This window comes from Cellulosimicrobium sp. SJTW-1 (genome assembly GCF_047716875.1).
Lineage (GTDB): Bacteria > Actinomycetota > Actinomycetes > Actinomycetales > Cellulomonadaceae > Cellulosimicrobium > Cellulosimicrobium funkei.
Genome location: NZ_CP136680.1, coordinates 2,549,328 through 2,566,684 on the forward strand (window position 1 = coordinate 2,549,328; position 17,357 = coordinate 2,566,684).

Genomic DNA, 17,357 nt, shown 5'->3' on the forward strand with positions numbered 1-17,357 from the left:
GCGAGCCGACGTGGACGGCGTAGGTGCTCACGCGCTCGCCTCCCGTGCTCGGGGCCCGGGGTCGGGTGCGGCGGCCACGGCGCGCGCGAGCGTCCGACCCCGGGACGCGACGAAGCCGGCCCGCAGGAGCCGGACGGCGTCGGGCTCGTGCGCGACGAGGCCGACCGCGGCGGCGAGGGTCGTCGCCCCGAGGTCGTCGGCGGTGCGCGCGGCGCGCGCGAGCGCGCTCGCCTGGTGCGGCGTGAGGTGCCGGCGCCCCGTGGCGGCGAGCGCCACGACCGTGTCGAGCAGCGTGTCGCACACGTCCTCGACGGGCGTGGGCACGACCACCTCCCGCGCGTGCGTGCCGGCGCGCCCGCGCAGCGACCGGACCCGGGCGCGGAGCCGGGTCCACGGGGCCGACCACGCCCGGTGGTCGTACGCCGGCGTCAGCGTCGGGACGACGACGTCGAGGCCCTCGCCCCGGCGGTCGACGAACAGCCCGACGGCCTCGTCGCTCCGCGACGCGAGGTCGCGCTCGACGGCGACGGCGACCACGCGCCGGTTCCCCGCCGCGACCCCGAGCAGGGTGTCGCACGCCGCCTCGTCCGCGGCGTCGACGCGCACGACGGTCTCCGCGCCGTCCGCCGCGACCAGCGTCCAGGTGAGCTCCTGGGCGACCTCGTCGAGGCCGATCGCCCCTGCCTCGCGCACCATGACGACCCGCACGGCGGCGGGTGTCCGGCCGAACCCGGCCTCGGCCCGCGGCGGGGTCGTCGCGGTGCGGGCCGCGACGTCGCGGAGCTCGTCGGCGTCGAGCGCCCCGAGCGGCTCGACCGCAGGCCCCTCGCCCGCGCGCAGCCCCGTGCCCGCCCGCTCGGTCGCGCCGTGGAGCGCGAACGGGCCGCGGCACAGCGCCTCGACCGAGCGGCCCCAGACGAGCGGGAGGTCCCACGAGCGCCGGAAGGTCGGGTCGGCGCCCGGCGGGCGGCCGGTGGTGACCGACCGCACGCGCCCGGCGTCCGCGTCCCACAGGTGCACGGTCACCCCGCGCGCGCCCGACGCCGCGACCCACCACCGCGCACCGAGCGGCACGACCCGCGCCAGGTCGGTCGGGCGCTCGTCGGGCGTGCCGGCGTCGGGCGGGGGCACCGCCTGCACGTACGCCCACAGCTCGGCCAGGGCGAGGAGGCAGTCCGTCTCGTCGACCGCGTCGCGGCGGTCCGCGAGCGCCTCGAGCCGCCCGACCGCGGACGTGACGAGACGCTGGACCGCGGGCCGTCGGCCGAGCCGCGCCACCACGCCCGCACCGCGCAGCTCCTCCAGGTCGTCGCGGCCGACGTGCGAGAGCCCGACGTCGAGCAGCCGCTCGACCGCGCGCACGACCTCGTCGGCCACCGCCCGGGCGTCGGGGACGCCCGTGGCACGCGGCGTCGCAGCGGCCCGCTCGGGCCAGGGCCACGGCCGGCCGTGCGCACGCCACACGTGCACGAGCGCCTCCAGCCGCCACCGGCGCTCGTCGGCGTCGCTCCACGCCGCGCCTTCGCGGGCCACGAGCATCCCCGGGAACCCCGCCCCCGCGACGTACGTGACGCGCGGCGCGCCGGGCCACGAGACCTCCGCGCGCGGGCCGTCGACCGCCACCTCCACGGGCGGCCCACCGACCGCCCCCTCCACGGGGAGACCGTCGACCGACGCCTGCGCGGGATCAGCTGGCACCGTCTCGGCGACCGCCCGCACGACGGCGGCGCCCGCGGCACGGTGCACGACGCGCGGGTCGAGCGCGAGGATCTCCGCCACCGGGTCCGGGGCGGGAGCGGACGGCGTCGCGCCGTCACCGGCCGCGGCGGGAGCCGCCGCGGGTGCGGCACCCGTCCCCCGCGCCCACAGGCTCGCGGCCACGACGTGCTGGCACGTGCCCGGCGTCGGGCACGCGCACCGCGCCCCGGCGGGACCGCGCGCGTCGAGCTCGACCCGCACCCCGCCCACGGACACGACCACGCCGTCGTGGCGCGCATCGACCGGCTCGACCCGCCCGGCGGTGACGTCCTTGCGGCCGCGCCGGACGAGGCCCGGGCTCGCGAGCGTGGCGAGGGCGTCGTCGTCGTACCCCGCGTACACCGCGGCCCACGCACCGGGCCCGGCGCCGACCCCGCTCACGGGAGCACCTCGCCGAGCCACTCGGCGAACCGCTCCGGCGTGAGCGCCGCGATCTCCATGCCCTGCTCGGCGAGCCGGCGGGCGACGCCGCGGTCGTACGCGGGGTTCGCCTGCCCGTCGAGGGCCGCGAGCCCGAGCAGCCGGACGCCCGACGCGTGCAGGCGCCCCACCGCGGACACCAGCTGCGACACCGAGCCGCCCTCCTCGAAGTCGCTGACGAGCGCGACGACCGTGCGCCGCGGGTCGCGCACGTGCTGCTCCGCGTACCGCACGGCGCGCGCGATGTCGGTCCCGCCGCCGAGCTGCGCGGTGAGCAGCACCGTCACCGGGTCGTGCGCGAGGTGCGACATGTCGACGACCGCCGTGTCGAACAGGACGAGGCGGACCGTGATCCCCGGCAGCCCCGCGAGGATGCCCGCGCTCACCGCGCTGTAGAGCACCGAGGCCGCCATGGACCCCGACTGGTCGACGAGCAGCACGACGTCGTACGACAGCGCCCGACGCCGCCGCGCCGAGAAGCGCAGGTCCGTGACGACCAGGCGCCCGCGCTCCGGGTCCCAGCGGCCGAGGTTCGCGCGGACCGTCGCGGCGGCGTCGAACGTGCGGCTGGATCGCACGAACGAGCGGCGAGACCGGTCCCGGCGCCCGTCGACGGCCGTCACGAAGCGGGGGCGCAGGCGGCGCACCACGTCCTCGACGACGCGCGCGACGATCCGTCGCAGCCCGTCCTGGACCTGCGGCCCGAGCCTGCCTCGCACGCGCAGGAGCGCCGACGCCAGCTCGGTGCTCGGCTCGACGGCCTCGACCGCCTGCGGGTCCGCGAGCAGCTCCGTCATGCCGTACCGGCCGACCGCCTCGACCTGCATGCGCTCGAACGTCTCGCGCGGGAACAGCGCGCGCGCCGACCCCAGCCAGTCGAGCCCCTCGACGATCGACCCGCCGCGGCCGCCTCCGCGGCCCCTGCCCCGGTCGCCGTCGGGGTCTCCGCCGGTGCCGTGCCGGTGGCCCCGCGCGGTGTACTCGCGGTCATAGAGGTGCCCGAGCGTGCGGTCCAGCGACTGGTCCGGCGGCGCCACGGGCAGCGTGTCGCCCGCGTACCGGCCCAGCACGAGGCGCCAGCGCCGCGCGGCCTCCTGGTCGTCCGCCCGCCCGGCCACGCCCAGACCGCCGCCCGCCGTCACGAGGCGCTCCCGCGAGCCCACGCGCCCAGCCCGTCCCGCTCGAGGACGGCGACGAGCTCGCGCTCCACCACCAGCGCGGCCCGCAGGTCGTCCTCCGAGACGTGCACGCGCCGGTCCAGCGCGTCCGCGCGCGTCCCGGTGCGGGCGGCGACGCGCTCGGCGAGCCGGTGCGTCTCGGTCGGCCGCAACCACGTGAACGCGCGCCGCAGGTCCGGCAGGACCGCGCGGAACGCGTCCTCGTCGAGACCACGCAGGCCCTCGTCGACGGCGTCAAACATCTCCGGCGTGTGGAGCAGGAGGTCCGGGGCCGCGCGCAGGACCCCGCCGAGGAACGCCGTCGCCGCCACGGGGTCCGCGCCGGGTGCGAGCTGGGCCCGCACCCGCTCGACGAGCCCGCGGTCGCCGGGCTCGCCGCCGAGCTCGTCGTCGAGCTCGTCGTCGACGGCGGCGAACGCGGTGAGCGCGCCGCGCACCGCCGGGGACGCGTCGGCGTCCTCGCGCACGAGCGCGAGCGCCTGCCCCACCGTCGCGGCCGCCGAGCCCGGTCCGTCCCGGCCCGCGCCGCGCACGTCGCGCACGAGGGACCGCAGCGCGACGAGGCTCGCCAGGGCGTCGTCCTGCGTCGTCGCGTCGGCCGCCGCGAGGTCCGGGACCAGGTACGCGGCCGTGGCCAGCCCCTGCTCCGCGAGGTCGAGCAGGGCCTCCGCGTGGTCGCCCAGCTCCAGCTCGACGCGCGCCCGCCACAGCGCGACGAGCCGTCGCATGCCCGCGACGACGGACGCGAGCGACGGGTCCACGTCGAGCGTGGAGCGCACGAGCGCGACGAGCGGGGGCAGCCGCTCCGGCAGGCCGACGACGACGCACTGCGCGACGAGGCGCGCGACGGCGTCGCTCGAGCGCTCCTCGCGCGCCCGGTCGCGCGCGTCGTCGAGCAGCGCGACCGCGACCGCCTCGAGCGTCGCCCCGCGGTGGGAGAGCTCGACGAGGCGCGCCTCGACGAGCGGCGTCCACGCGTACGTCCACTCCTCCAGCACGAGACCCAGCCCGCGGCCCGCGACGTGGTCGGGGCCCGAGACCCGGCGGGCGAAGCCCAGCTCGAGGAACGCGCACAGCGCGAGGAACCGGCGCCGGTCGCGGTGCGCGGCACGACGGCGGGCGTCGAGCCGCACGGTGCGCGGCACGGCGTCGGACACGTCGAGACGCAGCGCCCGGGCGCGGGCCCGGGCCTCCTCGACGAGCGGCGGGGCCGCACCGCCCAGGGCGACGTCACCGAGCGCGCGCCCGGCGAAGACCTCGGCGACCGCGAGACCGAGCGGGCGGTCGCCCGCGGCGTCCAGGTCGTCCGGGTCCTTCACGTAGCACGAGGTGATCGCGTCGAGCAGGTCGGTGCGGCACGGCCAGGGCCGTTCCCGCAAGGCCGCGAGCCGGTGCGCGTGCTCGACGGCGGCCTGGGACTGGGCCACGCTCACGAGGGCCCCGCGCTCCGACGCCCCGCGCCCGACGTCGACCAGCACCCCGGCCGCGGCGGCAGCAGGCCCGGCCGGGTCGTGGTGCGCGGCCCAGAGCCGGTCGTAGTAGCCCGGCGCGGGCATGCCCGCGCCGTACCCCCGCAGGGCGTCGAGCCGCTCGTCGTCGTAGCGGACGAGCCACGCGGGAGCGTCGGCGAGGTCGCCGTACCCGTCCGCGGGGCGCCGCGCCACGACCGTCGCGCCGTGCTCGCTCCCGACGAGCGCCTCGACGAGGGCGAGCGTGTGGAACGCGCCCGTCACGACGACGACCGGCCCGTCCGCACGCGCGGCGTGCTCCGCGACGCGCGCGGACATGCGCGCCTCGCGGTCCAGCGAGCCGTCGGCGGCGAGCGCCTCGTCCTCGTAGTCGAGCCGCGCGAGCGCGGCCCACGCGAACACGTCGTCGACGAGCTCGCGCCAGTCGTGCAGGCGCGCCGTCTCGCGCGCCTCGAAGAGGTGGTCCCACAGCTCGTCGTGGTCGCGGCATCCGAGCCGCTCCGCGAGCCGGGCGACCGTGCGCGAGTGCGCGAGGTGGCGCTCCGCGAGGACGGTCCGCGCGGCCGCTCCCCGCTCGTCGTCCTCCTCGGCCGTCCGTTCCCCCCACGGGGAGTCGACGAACGCGAGCTCCGCGCCCGCCGCGTGCCCCGCGCGCAGGGCGACCCACTCGGGCGAGTACCGCGCGAGCGGGTAGAAGCCCGCGGCGCGCACGCCGCCTCCCGCGGCGTCCGCGAGGTCGCCGGCGAGGCTGAGGACCGCGACGGGCGGGACCGTCCGCTCGTCGAGCAGCGCGGGCAGGAGGCGCGTGTACTCCTCGGGCCCCTCGACGAGCACGACGGACGGCCGGACCTCGGCGACCAGCGCGGCCACCGCGACCGCGCAGGCGGGACTGTGGTGGCGCACCCCGACGAGGTGCACGCCGTCGCGCTCGCGCAGCAGCGCGAGGTCGTGAGCCGCCTGGCGAAGCCGCGGCGGCGCGGCGTCCCACGCGGCGCGCAGGGCTACCGCCACAGGTCGCCCGCCGCGGTGAGGAAGTCCTTCCAGCGTGCGTCCGACCGCGCGCGCTCCCGCACGACGTTGTCCACGTAGTGCCGCAGCCGCCGCGCGTCCTCCTCGTCGCCCTTGAGCGCGACGCCGCCCACCTGGCGCGCGACCTGCCCGGCCGTGACCGTGCCGTCGCCGAGATAGCGCGCCTCGAGCGACGCCGCGATCGCGACGTTCACCGCCTCCGCCGTCGACATCACGGTCTCGGGGCGTTTGACCGGTGCGCCGCTCGCCGTCGTGCCGGTGCGCAGGTCCTGGAACACGGTGACGAGCACCTCGAGCACGTCACGGTCGAGCACGGGACGGTCCGCGGCCGGCCCCAGTTCCGCCGTGAGGCGCGTCTCGACGAGCTCGATCTCGAACGCGCGGTCGCGGATCGGCGCGACCGTCTCGAAGTTGAAGCGCCGCTTGAGCGCGGCCGACATCTCGTGGACCCCGCGGTCGCGCAGGTTCGCCGTGGCGAGCACGTTGAACCCGGGCCGCGCCGCGACGCGGGCGTCGGCGCCGAGCTCGGGGACCATGAGCTGCTTCTCGGACAGCACGGAGACGAGCGTGTCCTGGATCTCCGGGGCGCAGCGCGTGATCTCCTCGAACCGCGCGACGCGCCCGCTCTCCATCGCGCGGTAGACGGGCGACGGCACGAGCGAGCGCTCGCTCGGCCCCTCCGCGATGAGGAGCGCGTAGTTCCACGAGTACCGCACGTGGTCCTCGCTCGTGCCCGCGGTGCCCTGCACGGTGAGGGTCGACGTGCCGCTCGCGGCCGCCGCGAGCAGCTCGGACAGCAGGGACTTGGCCGTGCCGGGCTCGCCCACGAGCATGAGGCCCTGCCGGCCGAGCAGCGACACGACCGCGCGGTCGACGAGCGGGTCGTCGCCGAAGAACTTGCGGCTCACGCCCAGCTCCCGGTCGCCCACGACGAATGCCCGCACCGCGCGCGGGCTCAGGCGCCAGCCCGGCGGGACGTCGGCCCCGCGCCGGGCGTCGGCCTGCGCGAGCACCGCGAGCTCGTCGGCGTACCGGACCTCCGCCGGCGGTCGCAGCTCGGCGAGCGCCAGGGGCGCCTGCTCGTCACCGGTCGTCGTGCTCGTCACCCGGGCTCCTCCTCGGTCCGGTCGCGGGCACCGGGCCCGTGGTCCTGCAGGTCAGCGTAGGAGCCGCGTCCCACACGGCCGGCGCCGGTGCCGCGGGAGCGGTCGTCGACGGGTTCGGCGGCCGTGCCCGTCACGGGGGCGCGCTCCCCACCGGCCCAGGATGCGCCCGTGGCACGTCCCGCCGGGACCACGCGGTGCGGGTCGGCCTCCGCGTTCACGACGCCGCCCACGAGCACGACGATGCTCGTGAGCCAGCCCCAGAGGACCCCAGCGAGGACGAGGCCGAGCATCTGCCCGGCCGCCTGGACGACCGCCGTCGTCCCCGCCTCGGAGCCCGGCGCCGCCGGTCCCGCGAGCCGGACGTAGAGACCGAACCCCCAGGACACGAGGAGGACGCCACCGGTCCCGACGGCCGCGCCGGGCAGGCACCGCCGCCACGTCGTGTCGACGTTCGGTGCGTAGCGGTAGAGCAGCGTGAGGTACGCGCCGCAGACGAGCACGACGGTCGGCCAACGCAGCACGTCCCACGTCTGCCGGAAGGCCGCGTCGAGGCCGAGCCGCTCGGCCAGGTCGGCGCCGTCGCCCAGGAGCGGGCCGACGACGACGAGAGCGACGACGGACACCGCCGTGACGATCGCGCCGAGGGCGAGCGCGACCCCCAGGACGTACTGCGCCACGACCCCGCGGCGCCGCTCGACGCCATACGCGTCGTCCAAGGCTCGGACCGCGGCGCGGAAGACGCGGCTCGCGAGCCAGAGCGCCACGAGGAACGACCCGACGGCGAACCCGGTGCGCTGCTCGTCGAGCAGGCTGTCGACGAGCGGCGCGACGACCGAGGTCGACACGTGCTCGGCGAACACCGTGGTGAGCCCGCCGACGATCGACGAGCGGATCGAGTCGACGGTGTCGTCGCCGAGGAGCGGGCGCAGGAAGCCGAGGCTCGACCCGATCGCGGTCGTCAGCGGGATGAGCGAGATGAGGCCGTAGTACGACATCTCGGCGGCGAGGCCCGTGACGCGGACCCCGGCGACGCGGAACGCCGAACGGGCGGCGACGTCGGCGACGCGCACGCCTCGCACGCGCGGCCCGGTGCGCGCCGCGGCGGCGAGCACGCGGTCCTGCCACGCGACCCGGCCCGCCGCGCGCTCGCGCCGCCGCGCCGTCCACGGGCGGACCACCGCTCGCGCGCACCACGTCCCGGCGGCGACCGCGCCGGCCGCGGCGGGCACGCTCGCGAGGGCGCCGAGCGCCCGGGTCCCGCCGTCGTCCGCGGCGACGGCCACCACGACGACGACCGCCCCGACGCCCGCGAGGGCGAGCAGCGTCGACGTCGCCGTGCTCACGGCGGACCGGACCGCCGTCGACCGGCGCGCGAGCACGGCGACGAGCAGCCAGGCGAGCGTCGCGACGACGATCACGGGGCGGCGCCGCCGCTCACGGGAGCGTCCGGCGGGTCACCACTGGCTCTTCCGCTCCCAGTCGGGGTCGAACGAACCCGCCTCGGCCACCGCCACATAGTCCCGGTAGGCCTCCGCGACGAGGACGGGCGGCAGGTCCGCGATCCGCGCGGTCCCCCGTCCGGAGCCGCGGCCCGTCCGCTCGAACGTCAGCGCCGTCACCGCGGCCGGGATGTTCTCCTCCGGGACGAACGACCCCGTGAACTCGATCTGCACGACGATCCCCGCGCTCGTGAACGCCTTGGTGTACGCGCTGAACCACCCGGCGTCCTCGGCCTGCGAGCGGGAGTATCCCCGCTTCGTGGCGCGCCCGCGGATCGAGAAGCTGTCGGAGAACCAGCCCTTGTGGTCGTCGATCGCGGTCGCGCCCGCGGGGACGTCGGGCGTCGCGACGTCGAGCTGCGCGAAGAGCGGGGTGACCTCGTAGTCCGCCAGGTGCGCCGTCCAGGCCGCCGTCGCCTCCGGGCCGAGCAGGACGGCGTGCGCGAGCCCGACCGTGGACCCCTCCCCGAGCTCCACGTCCTCGTCGTCGGCGTCGACGAGCGCGCCGCCGTCGGGCCGGAACGGGCGGGCACCCTCCGTCCCGGGGTTCTCGACCCAGACGAGCCGCTCGACGAGGCGCGACATCACGGGGTGACCGAGGAGGTACTCCTGCCACTCCGACGCCGTCCACGTGCGGCCCACGCACATCGCCTCGTAGAGCCGCTGGTTCTGCAGGGCGACCACGGCCTTGAGCTCCTTGCGGCTCGCGGTGAGCTGCTTCTTGGCGGCCGCGACGAGCTCGGGGTCGTCCTGCGCCCGGGGCGCCGGGAGCGCCTTGACCACCTTGCCGGCGTCGCTCGTGAGCTCGAGCGTGAACGCGGGGGTGATGCGCCCGACGTACTCCCGGGAGCCGAGGTCGAGGTGGAGCAGGCCATCGTCCTCGAAGCCCGCGGTCTGGACGGTGCGGTCGGCGAGCTGGTCCGCCGTCCAGCCGCGCCGCTCCGCGAGCTCGCCCGCGAGCCGCTGCGCGGTCTCCTGGACCGTCGCCTGGCGGAACCGCCGCGAGACGGCGAGGAGCTCCTGGATCGCGGCCGGCTGCCCGTTCGCCGCGAGCGCGTGCACGAGCGCCTCGGTCTGCGCGCGGCGCCCGACGTGCGCCTTCGCGTAGCGCTGGAACGTCGCGGCGAGCTCCGCGCCCGGCATCGCGACGGTCAGCGCGAGCAGACCCTTGTCCTTGACCGCCGAGCCGACGTACGTGGCCTGGTGCTCGCGGTACAGGTCGCGGTGGTGGTCCTCGAGCGTCTTGGACGCCTCGACCGAGTAGTGCTCGGGCGAACGCTTGGCCCATGCCTGGTACTGGTCGTACCGCAGCTGGGCACCGGCCGTCGCGTACGCGTCGCTCTCCTGCGGCGAGGGGTTGCGCGTGTCCTGCGCGACCCAGGCCGCGAGCACGTGGCTGCCGAGCCGTGCGCGGTCCTCCTCCTGGAGCAGCGACAGGTACCGCTCCAGCAGCCCGGCACCGCTCGGGTCCTTGAGCTTGACCGCGAGCACGACCCACCAGCGCAGGACCGTCGGGTCCACCGGCGAGCCGTCCGCCGCCCAGCGGGCCGCGGGCAGCGCGTCGAGGTCGAACCACGCCATGCTGACCGGCTTCTTCACGCGCAGGCCCTTGGTCGCCTCCGCGAGCAGCGCCTCGGGCGCGAGGTCGGCCGAGATGTCCTCGCCCAGCGCCTCGAGCGCCGTGAGGAGCGCGGCGCGCACGACCTCGCTGCGCTCCTTGCCCAGCGCGGCGCGCAGCGCCGGCACCGCCTCGACGTCGCCGAGCCGGGCGAGCCACTCCGCCGCGCTGCGGCGCACCTCGGACCGGCCGTTGCCCAGGCCCTGCTCGGCCAGCCCGCGGACCCCGGGGTGCGTGCTCAGGGCCGCCTGCGCCGTCGCGCGATAGGTGCGGCCCTCGCCCAGCGCGAGCTCGGTGAGGCGCGGCAGGAACCGGCGCGGGACCTGCGGCAGCTGTGCGAGCACCGCGAGCGCCCGGGCCGGCTTGGCGCTGCCGTACGTGCGCTCACGGTCGTCGAGCGCGGCGGCGAGCCGGTCGAGGTGCCCCGCGTAGTAGGGCCACGCGTGCTCGGGCGTCACCGTGTCGGTCGCCCACCAGGTCGAGAAGTACAGCTCGTCGACCAGCGCCCCGGCGTCGTCGCGTCCGACGCGCCGCAGCGCCTCGTCGAGGACGCGCAGGTCGACGTCGAGCAGGTCGCCCTCGTGGAGCCGGTACCAGCCGAACCGCTCGCTGCGCCCGCGCCCCTCGTTCCCCTGCAGCCGCAGCCGGTGCAGGAGCGTGATGCCGGGGAGGCGCGAGAAGACGCCCGGCGCGGACAGCCGGCGCATGACGACGCCGCCGGGGCGCCGGGTGCTCGTCCCGGACAGGAACGCCGCGAAGACCCGGAGGTCGTCGTCGGTGATGCCCGGCAGCTCCTTGAGGTCCTGCTCGACGGTCAGACGGCGCCACCGTGGCCACCCGTCGTCGTCCTTCTTCCCTGCGTGCGCCGCGTGGTCGGCGCGGGCGCGCTCGAGGGCGGTGTCGATCGCGGCCCGCGCGGCCCGCACGAACTCGTCGCCGAGCACCGTCTCCGGCAGCGGCTCGAAGGGCGGCACGTCGAGCTCGGGCTCGTCCTCCTGCGCGGCGTCGAGCACACGCGCTCGCTCGACGGTGTCGCGCAGCAGCGTCGCCCGAGCGCCCGTCGACCGCTCGGCCGCGTCCTCCAAGGCGGCCAGGCCGCCCTCGACCTGGGCGAGCCGCGTCACCACGGCGCCGAGCCGCGAGGCCGGGAGCGACGTGAGCAGAGGGGCGAGGAGCTCGCGCTGGCGCGTCGCGGGGAGCGGGACGAGCGCGGCGACCGCCGCCTCGCGCACCGCCTTGCTCGTGTCCGCGGCGAGCGCGGCGAGCAGCGGGGCGAGCGTCTCGGTCGCCGCCGGGTCCGCCGCGACGAGCGCCACGAGCTCACCGCGCCCCGCGGCGCTCACCCCCGGCAGCACCTGCGTCGCGACGTCCAGGTGCGCGACGACGAACTCCCGCGCCGGGTCGCCCAGCAGCGCCGGGCCCAGGTGCCGCGACGCCCAGCCGGCCGACGCCGGCCGCTCGAACAGCTCGCGCAGCACGACCGCCGGCGCGTCCGCCTCCGGCACGCCGCCCTCGACCGCGAGGGCCACGAGCAGGTCCGGCGTCCAGCGGTCGGGCGCGCCCTTGCCCTTCTGGCCGTGCCGGCGTTCGCTCGCGCGCCGCGACATGTCGTTGACGAGCGTCGTGAGCCAGCGCGGGTCCGACGCCCGCTCGCGGTCCACCTCGGACGAGACCGCGCTGAGGACGCGGCCGAGGCGCACGAGCTCCGGGACGGTGACGGAGTCCGACAGCGTGTAGAGGTTGGAGCGCGCGGTGACCGCCTTCGCCGACGTCCACCCCGGCACGGCGGCCTTCAGCCGGTCGTCCTGGGCAGGGGTCGTCCACGAGTAGACCCCGGACTGACCGGGACGGCCGAGGAGCGCCTCGACGTCGCCGCCCCGCAGCGCCTCCAGCTCGAGCAGCACCTCCGGACCCTCGCCCCGGTGCACGTACGCGACCGCACGGTCCGCGAGCTCCGGCGACGCAACGGCGAGCACCTTCAGGGCGTCGACGAGCCGAGCGCTCGGGCGGTCGCCTCCCGTCTGCCCCTCGTCACGCCGGAACAGACCCTTGACCTTGTCGAGCACCCTCTACCTCACCGTCACGTCGTCGCTGCTGGTGGGCCCGATGCTAGGGGCGGCCGCCGACACGGCGCGCTGCGCTCGCACGGGCGACGGGTGCCATGTCGCAGCACGGCACGACCGTGACCGGCGGGGAGGGAGGTGTGGGTGGGCCCGGAGGGACTCGAACCCCCGACATCCACGGTGTAAGCGTGGCGCTCTAACCAGCTGAGCTACAGGCCCTGGAACGGCGGAGCACAGCCTACCGGGTCGGCACCCCGCCACCTGCCACGACCGCCCGGCTCCCAGGGCTCAGAGCTGTTCCAGCGCCCGTCGGTAACCGTCGAGGTCACGACGCTGCCCGCGCGGGTTCACGACCGACCACCGCACGATCCCGTCGGCGTCGAGCAGGAACGACCCGCGCAGCGCGAGGCCGTTGTCCTCGTCGAGGACGCCGTAGGCCCGCGCGACGTCCCCGTGCGGCCAGAAGTCGGAGAGCAGGTCGAACTCGAAGCCCTCCTGCGCCGTCCACGCCTTCTGCGCGAACACGGAGTCGCACGAGATGCCGAGCAGGGTGACGCCGGCCGCCTCGAACTCCTCGAGGTTGTCGCGCAGCTCGCACAGCTCGCCCGTGCAGATCCCCGAGAACGCGAAGGGGTAGAACACGAGGAGCACCGGCCCACCCCGCAGGTCCGCGAGCTGGACGGGCGTGCCGTGGGTGTCCGGCAGCGTGAAGTCGGGCGCCGGGTCGCCCGGACCGGGCGGCGTCGTGCGCCCGGTCGTCGCGGCGTCGTCAGCGACCGCGGCCACGGGTCCCGAGCTTCGTCGCGGACCAGTCGGGCGCGATGGCGAACGTGCTCGTCGCGTGCAGCCCGGCCGTGGTCGCGGCCTCCTGGATGTCGTTGTGGCCCACGTGGCCGGGCCGGCCGGGCTTCGGGGTGAGCACCCAGATGAGACCGCCGTCGTCGAGCACGGTCTGGACGTCCACGAGCAGGTCGGTGAGGTCGCCGTCGTCCTGGCGGAACCACACGACCACGCCGTCCGTGACGTCGTCGTAGTCCTCGTCGACGAGCTCGCCGCCGACGAGCTCCTCGAGCTCACCGCGCAGGTCGTCGTCGACGTCGTCCGCCCAGCCGAACTCCTGGACCACGTTGCCGGGCGCGAACCCCAGTCGGTCCGCCCCGCTGGGCCCTACGGTGTCGGTCACTGTCGTGTCGTTCCTTTCCTCGTCCTGTCCGTGCGGTGGGCCGTCGCGCGCGCCCGGGCGGGCGCCCGCGCGCACGACGACCTGCCGTGTCTGGCAAAGGTAGCCCACCGCAGGGTGCGGTGCTTGGCAAGGCACCGCCCACGGACGGCCGTCGCGCGGGTCGTCGGCCGTGGCCGGGCACGGCCGGGCGGCCGCACGACGGCGGCGCGCACGCCGTCCGCCCCGTGTCGCCGAAATCACGCCCTCTTGACCACCCGATGGTGTGACTTACGCGCGCGTTGTGAACACAATGGGTAGACCACCCTGGTCTCGTGAAGAGGCGCGGTCGCCACCAGCGGCCGCGGCCGCGTGCCCGGAGTGGGCCCGAGACGGGTGTCGGCCGTGTACCGCGCGGCCGAGCGCCCGGCATCCGACGAGATATGAGGTTGCTGGTGGCTTCGTACGACGAGACCGGACCGCTGATCAACGGTCTGCTCAGCCAGGTTCCGGACTTCGACCCCGCCGAGACCGGCGAGTGGGTCGAGGCCCTCGACGGCCTGATCGACGACCGCGGGGGCCCGCGCGCCCGCTACGTCCTGCTGAACCTGCTCAAGAGGGCCCGGGAGCGCAACGTCGCCGTCCCGACCTCCCTGACCACCCCCTACGTGAACACCATCGGTGTGCACGAGGAGCCCTACTTCCCCGGCGACGAGGCGCTGGAGCGCCGCTACCGCTCGTGGATCCGCTGGAACGCCGCCGTCATGGTGACGCGGGCGCAGCGGCCCGGCATCGGCGTCGGCGGCCACATCTCCTCCTACGCCTCGGTGGCGACGCTGTACGAGGTGGGCCTGAACCACTTCTTCCGCGGCAAGGACCACCCCGGCGGCGGCGACCAGGTCTACTTCCAGGGCCACGCTTCCCCCGGCGTGTACGCGCGCGCGTTCCTCGAGGGCCGCCTCTCCGCGGACCAGCTCGACGGGTTCCGCCAGGAGAAGTCGCACCCGGGCGGCGGCCTGCCGTCGTACCCGCACCCGCGGCTCATGCCCGACTTCTGGGAGTACCCGACCGTCTCCATGGGTCTCGGCCCGGCGAGCGCGATCTACCAGGCGTGGACGGACAAGTACCTGCACAACCGCGGGATCCGTGACACGGAGCAGCAGGACGTGTGGGCGTTCCTCGGCGACGGCGAGATGGACGAGCCCGAGTCGCGCGGCATGCTCCAGCTCGCGGCGCAGCAGCAGCTCGACAACCTGACCTTCGTCGTGAACTGCAACCTGCAGCGCCTCGACGGCCCGGTGCGCGGCAACGGCAAGATCATCCAGGAGCTCGAGGCGCAGTTCCGCGGCGCGGGCTGGAACGTCATCAAGGTCATCTGGGGCCGCGAGTGGGACGTCCTGCTCAACGCGGACAAGGACCGCGCCCTGGTCAACCTCATGAACGTCACGCCCGACGGCGACTACCAGACGTACCGTGCGGAGTCCGGCGCGTTCATCCGCGAGCACTTCTTCGGCCGCGACCCGCGGACGAAGGCGCTCGTCGAGAACATGACCGACGACGACATCTGGAACCTCAAGCGCGGCGGCCACGACTACCGCAAGATCTACGCGGCCTACGCGGCGGCGCGCGCCCACACGGGCCAGCCGACCGTGATCCTCGCGCACACGGTCAAGGGCTACGCGCTCGGGCCGTCGTTCGCGGGCCGCAACGCGACGCACCAGATGAAGAAGGTCGGCCTGGCCGACCTCAAGGCGCTGCGCGACTCCCTGCGGATCCCGATCACGGACGAGGAGCTCGACGCCAACCCGTACGAGCCCCCGTACTTCCACCCGGGCCCCGACGCGCCGGAGATCCAGTACCTGCTGAACCGGCGCCAGCAGCTGGGCGGGTTCGTGCCCGAGCGCCGCTCGTCGCCGAAGCCGATCACGCTGCCCGGCGACAAGTCCTACGAGATCCTCAAGAAGGGCTCGGGCCAGCAGGAGATCGCCACGACGATGGCGTTCGTCCGCCTGCTCAAGGACCTCATCAAGGACAAGGAGTTCGGCAAGCGCGTCGTGCCGATCATCCCCGACGAGGCCCGCACGTTCGGCCTGGACTCGATCTTCCCGTCGGCGAAGATCTTCAACACCCAGGGCCAGCACTACCTCGCCGTGGACCGTGAGCTCATGCTGAGCTACAAGGAGTCCGAGGCCGGGCAGATCATGCACACCGGCATCAACGAGGCGGGCTCCGCGGCCGCCTTCCAGTCGGTCGGCACGTCCTACGCCACGCAGGGCGAGATCATGGTGCCGTTCTACATCTTCTACTCGATGTTCGGCTTCCAGCGCACCGGCGACCAGTTCTGGGCGGCGGGCGACCAGCTCACGCGCGGCTTCATCATCGGCGCGACCGCGGGCCGCACCACGCTCACGGGCGAGGGCCTGCAGCACGCCGACGGCCACTCGCCGCTCCTCGCGGGCACGAACACCGCGATCGTCCAGTACGACCCGGCGTTCGGCTACGAGATCCGGCACATCGTGCGCGACGGCATCGAGCGCATGTTCGGCCCCGGCGAGCACGGCGTGGGCGCGGACGGCCGCGACCAGAACGTCATGTACTACCTCACGGTGTACAACGAGCCGATGGTCCAGCCGGCCGAGCCGGAGGACGTGGACGTCGAGGGCATCCTCAAGGGCATCCACCGCATCTCCGTGGGCGAGGGCGACGGGCCGCGCGCCCAGATCCTCGCGTCGGGCGTCGGCGTGCCGTGGGCGCTCGAGGCGCAGCAGCTCCTGCGGGAGGACTGGGGCGTCGCGGCGGACGTGTGGAGCGTGACGAGCTGGAACGAGCTGCGGCGCGACGCGCTCGCCGCCGACCAGGCCGCGTTCCTCGACCCGGCCGCGCCCGCGCGCGTCCCGTTCGTCACGGAGAAGCTCTCCGGTGCCGAGGGGCCGTTCGTCGCGACGAGCGACTACGACCACCTGGTCCCCGACCAGATCCGCAAGTGGGTCCCGGGCGACTACGAGGTGCTCGGCGCCGACGGCTTCGGGTTCTCGGACACGCGCGCGGCGGCCCGCCGGCACTTCAAGATCGACGGCCCGTCCGTCGTCGTGCGCACGCTCCAGGCGCTCGCCAAGCAGGGCAAGGTCCCCGCGGACGCGTCGGCCCGGGCGATCGAGAAGTACCGCCTGATGGACGTCACCGCCGGCACGTCCGGCAACGCGGGCGGCGAGGCCTGACGGCCACCGCCTGAGACGACGACGGCCCGGGCCCCCCCCGGGGGGCCGGGCCGTCGTCGTCTCCGGAAGGTGCCGGACGCCGTAGGTCAGGTCCCGGCGCGGTGCTGCTCGGCCTGGGCGACGGCGCGCTCGAGGTCCGCGCGCAGCGGCGCGACGCCCCGGGGGTCGCCGTACTCGACGAGCGACTCGAGGTGATGGCGGGCGTCGAGGGGCCGGTCGGCCTCGATGGCCGCGAGGACGAGCTGGCGCCCGACCTCGGCCTCGTGCTCGCGGGCGCGCCAGTGGCCGACGCCGAGGCCCAGCGCCTCGACCGGCAGGCCCGCCGTGCGCAGCACCTCCATGGACTGCGCGAGCGCGTGCCCCGAGGGGTCGCGCTCCGCGGCCGTCGCGAAGCGGCGCAGGGCCGCCTCCGGGTCGTCGTCGAGGGAGAGGCGGCCGAGCTCCACGAGCGGGTACCACCCACGGGGGTGCCCGGCGAGCTCTTCGGCGAGCGCCCAGACCGCGAGGTCGGCGGCGCGCTGCTTCTCCGTCTCGTCCGCCGGGGCGGCGAGCGGGTCGTCCGTGGTCGGTCCCTCCGCGGCGCGACGGCGGACCAGCTCCGCGAGCGCGCGGAAGGCCCGCTCGTCGTTGGGGTCGTCGACGAGCATCGCCCGCAGCGCGTCCTCGTGGACCGTGTCGCCACGCTTCTCCCCGGACCGTGGGCGGCGCGTGCCGACGGTCGACGCGGACGTCGGCCGACGCATGAGCTGTCGAAGTCGGGGCATGAGTGCCATTCCCCGACCCTAGCGGGTCGTCCGGGTGCTCACCCAGCGACCCGGTCCCCCGGCGACCCGGCGCCCG

At 75.9% G+C, this 17,357-nt stretch carries 10 protein-coding genes and 1 tRNA gene; 1 reads left to right on the forward strand and 10 read right to left on the reverse strand.

Annotated features, from left to right (window positions below):
• Positions 1–27 precede the first annotated feature (27 nt).
• From RSE42_RS11645 to RSE42_RS11685, 9 genes are all read right to left on the reverse strand, one after another.
• Positions 28–2,139: a hypothetical protein gene (locus tag RSE42_RS11645; protein ID WP_415296315.1), complete on the reverse strand. Its 2,112-nt coding sequence runs from the start codon at positions 2,137–2,139 to the stop codon at positions 28–30.
• Positions 2,136–3,341, reverse strand: a complete 1,206-nt coding sequence (locus RSE42_RS11650) for a VWA domain-containing protein (protein WP_415296316.1) — start codon at positions 3,339–3,341, stop codon at positions 2,136–2,138. Before RSE42_RS11650 ends, RSE42_RS11645 begins: the two co-directional genes overlap by 4 nt.
• On the reverse strand, positions 3,317–5,836 hold the full coding sequence (locus RSE42_RS11655) for a DUF5682 family protein (RefSeq protein WP_415296317.1): 2,520 nt from the start codon (positions 5,834–5,836) through the stop codon (positions 3,317–3,319). The genes RSE42_RS11650 and RSE42_RS11655 overlap by 25 nt, the downstream gene beginning before the upstream one ends.
• The gene (locus RSE42_RS11660) at positions 5,827–6,960 is read right to left on the reverse strand and encodes an ATP-binding protein (RefSeq protein WP_085387725.1); all 1,134 of its coding nucleotides are present in this window, start codon (positions 6,958–6,960) and stop codon (positions 5,827–5,829) included. The genes RSE42_RS11655 and RSE42_RS11660 overlap by 10 nt, the downstream gene beginning before the upstream one ends.
• Positions 6,957–8,378, reverse strand: coding sequence for a YihY/virulence factor BrkB family protein (locus tag RSE42_RS11665; RefSeq protein ID WP_415296319.1), 1,422 nt, complete (start codon positions 8,376–8,378; stop codon positions 6,957–6,959). The genes RSE42_RS11660 and RSE42_RS11665 overlap by 4 nt, the downstream gene beginning before the upstream one ends.
• 36 nt (positions 8,379–8,414) lie before the next feature.
• On the reverse strand, positions 8,415–12,143 hold the full coding sequence (locus tag RSE42_RS11670; RefSeq protein ID WP_415296320.1) for a DUF4132 domain-containing protein: 3,729 nt from the start codon (positions 12,141–12,143) through the stop codon (positions 8,415–8,417).
• Between the two features lie 142 nt (positions 12,144–12,285).
• Positions 12,286–12,359: transfer RNA gene (locus RSE42_RS11675), tRNA-Val, on the reverse strand.
• A gap of 69 nt (positions 12,360–12,428) precedes the next feature.
• Positions 12,429–12,926 (reverse strand): peroxiredoxin, encoded by a 498-nt coding sequence (locus tag RSE42_RS11680; protein WP_415296321.1) that lies wholly within the window; start codon positions 12,924–12,926, stop codon positions 12,429–12,431.
• Positions 12,910–13,323: a DUF3052 domain-containing protein gene (locus RSE42_RS11685; RefSeq protein ID WP_031316633.1), complete on the reverse strand. Its 414-nt coding sequence runs from the start codon at positions 13,321–13,323 to the stop codon at positions 12,910–12,912. The genes RSE42_RS11680 and RSE42_RS11685 overlap by 17 nt, the downstream gene beginning before the upstream one ends.
• 431 nt (positions 13,324–13,754) lie before the next feature.
• Between RSE42_RS11685 and aceE the strand changes: the two genes are divergently transcribed.
• On the forward strand, positions 13,755–16,517 hold the full coding sequence (aceE, locus tag RSE42_RS11690) for a pyruvate dehydrogenase (acetyl-transferring), homodimeric type (protein ID WP_034655442.1): 2,763 nt from the start codon (positions 13,755–13,757) through the stop codon (positions 16,515–16,517).
• Between the two features lie 86 nt (positions 16,518–16,603).
• Here aceE and RSE42_RS11695 read toward each other — a convergent pair whose 3' ends face one another.
• Positions 16,604–17,290 (reverse strand): hypothetical protein, encoded by a 687-nt coding sequence (locus RSE42_RS11695; protein WP_034651756.1) that lies wholly within the window; start codon positions 17,288–17,290, stop codon positions 16,604–16,606.
• Positions 17,291–17,357: the final 67 nt, after the last annotated feature.

Coding starts and splice junctions, on each gene's coding strand:
- RSE42_RS11695 (WP_034651756.1), bottom strand. CDS start 17,290: ATGGCACTCATGCCCCGACTTCGACAGCTCATGCGTCGGCCGACGTCC.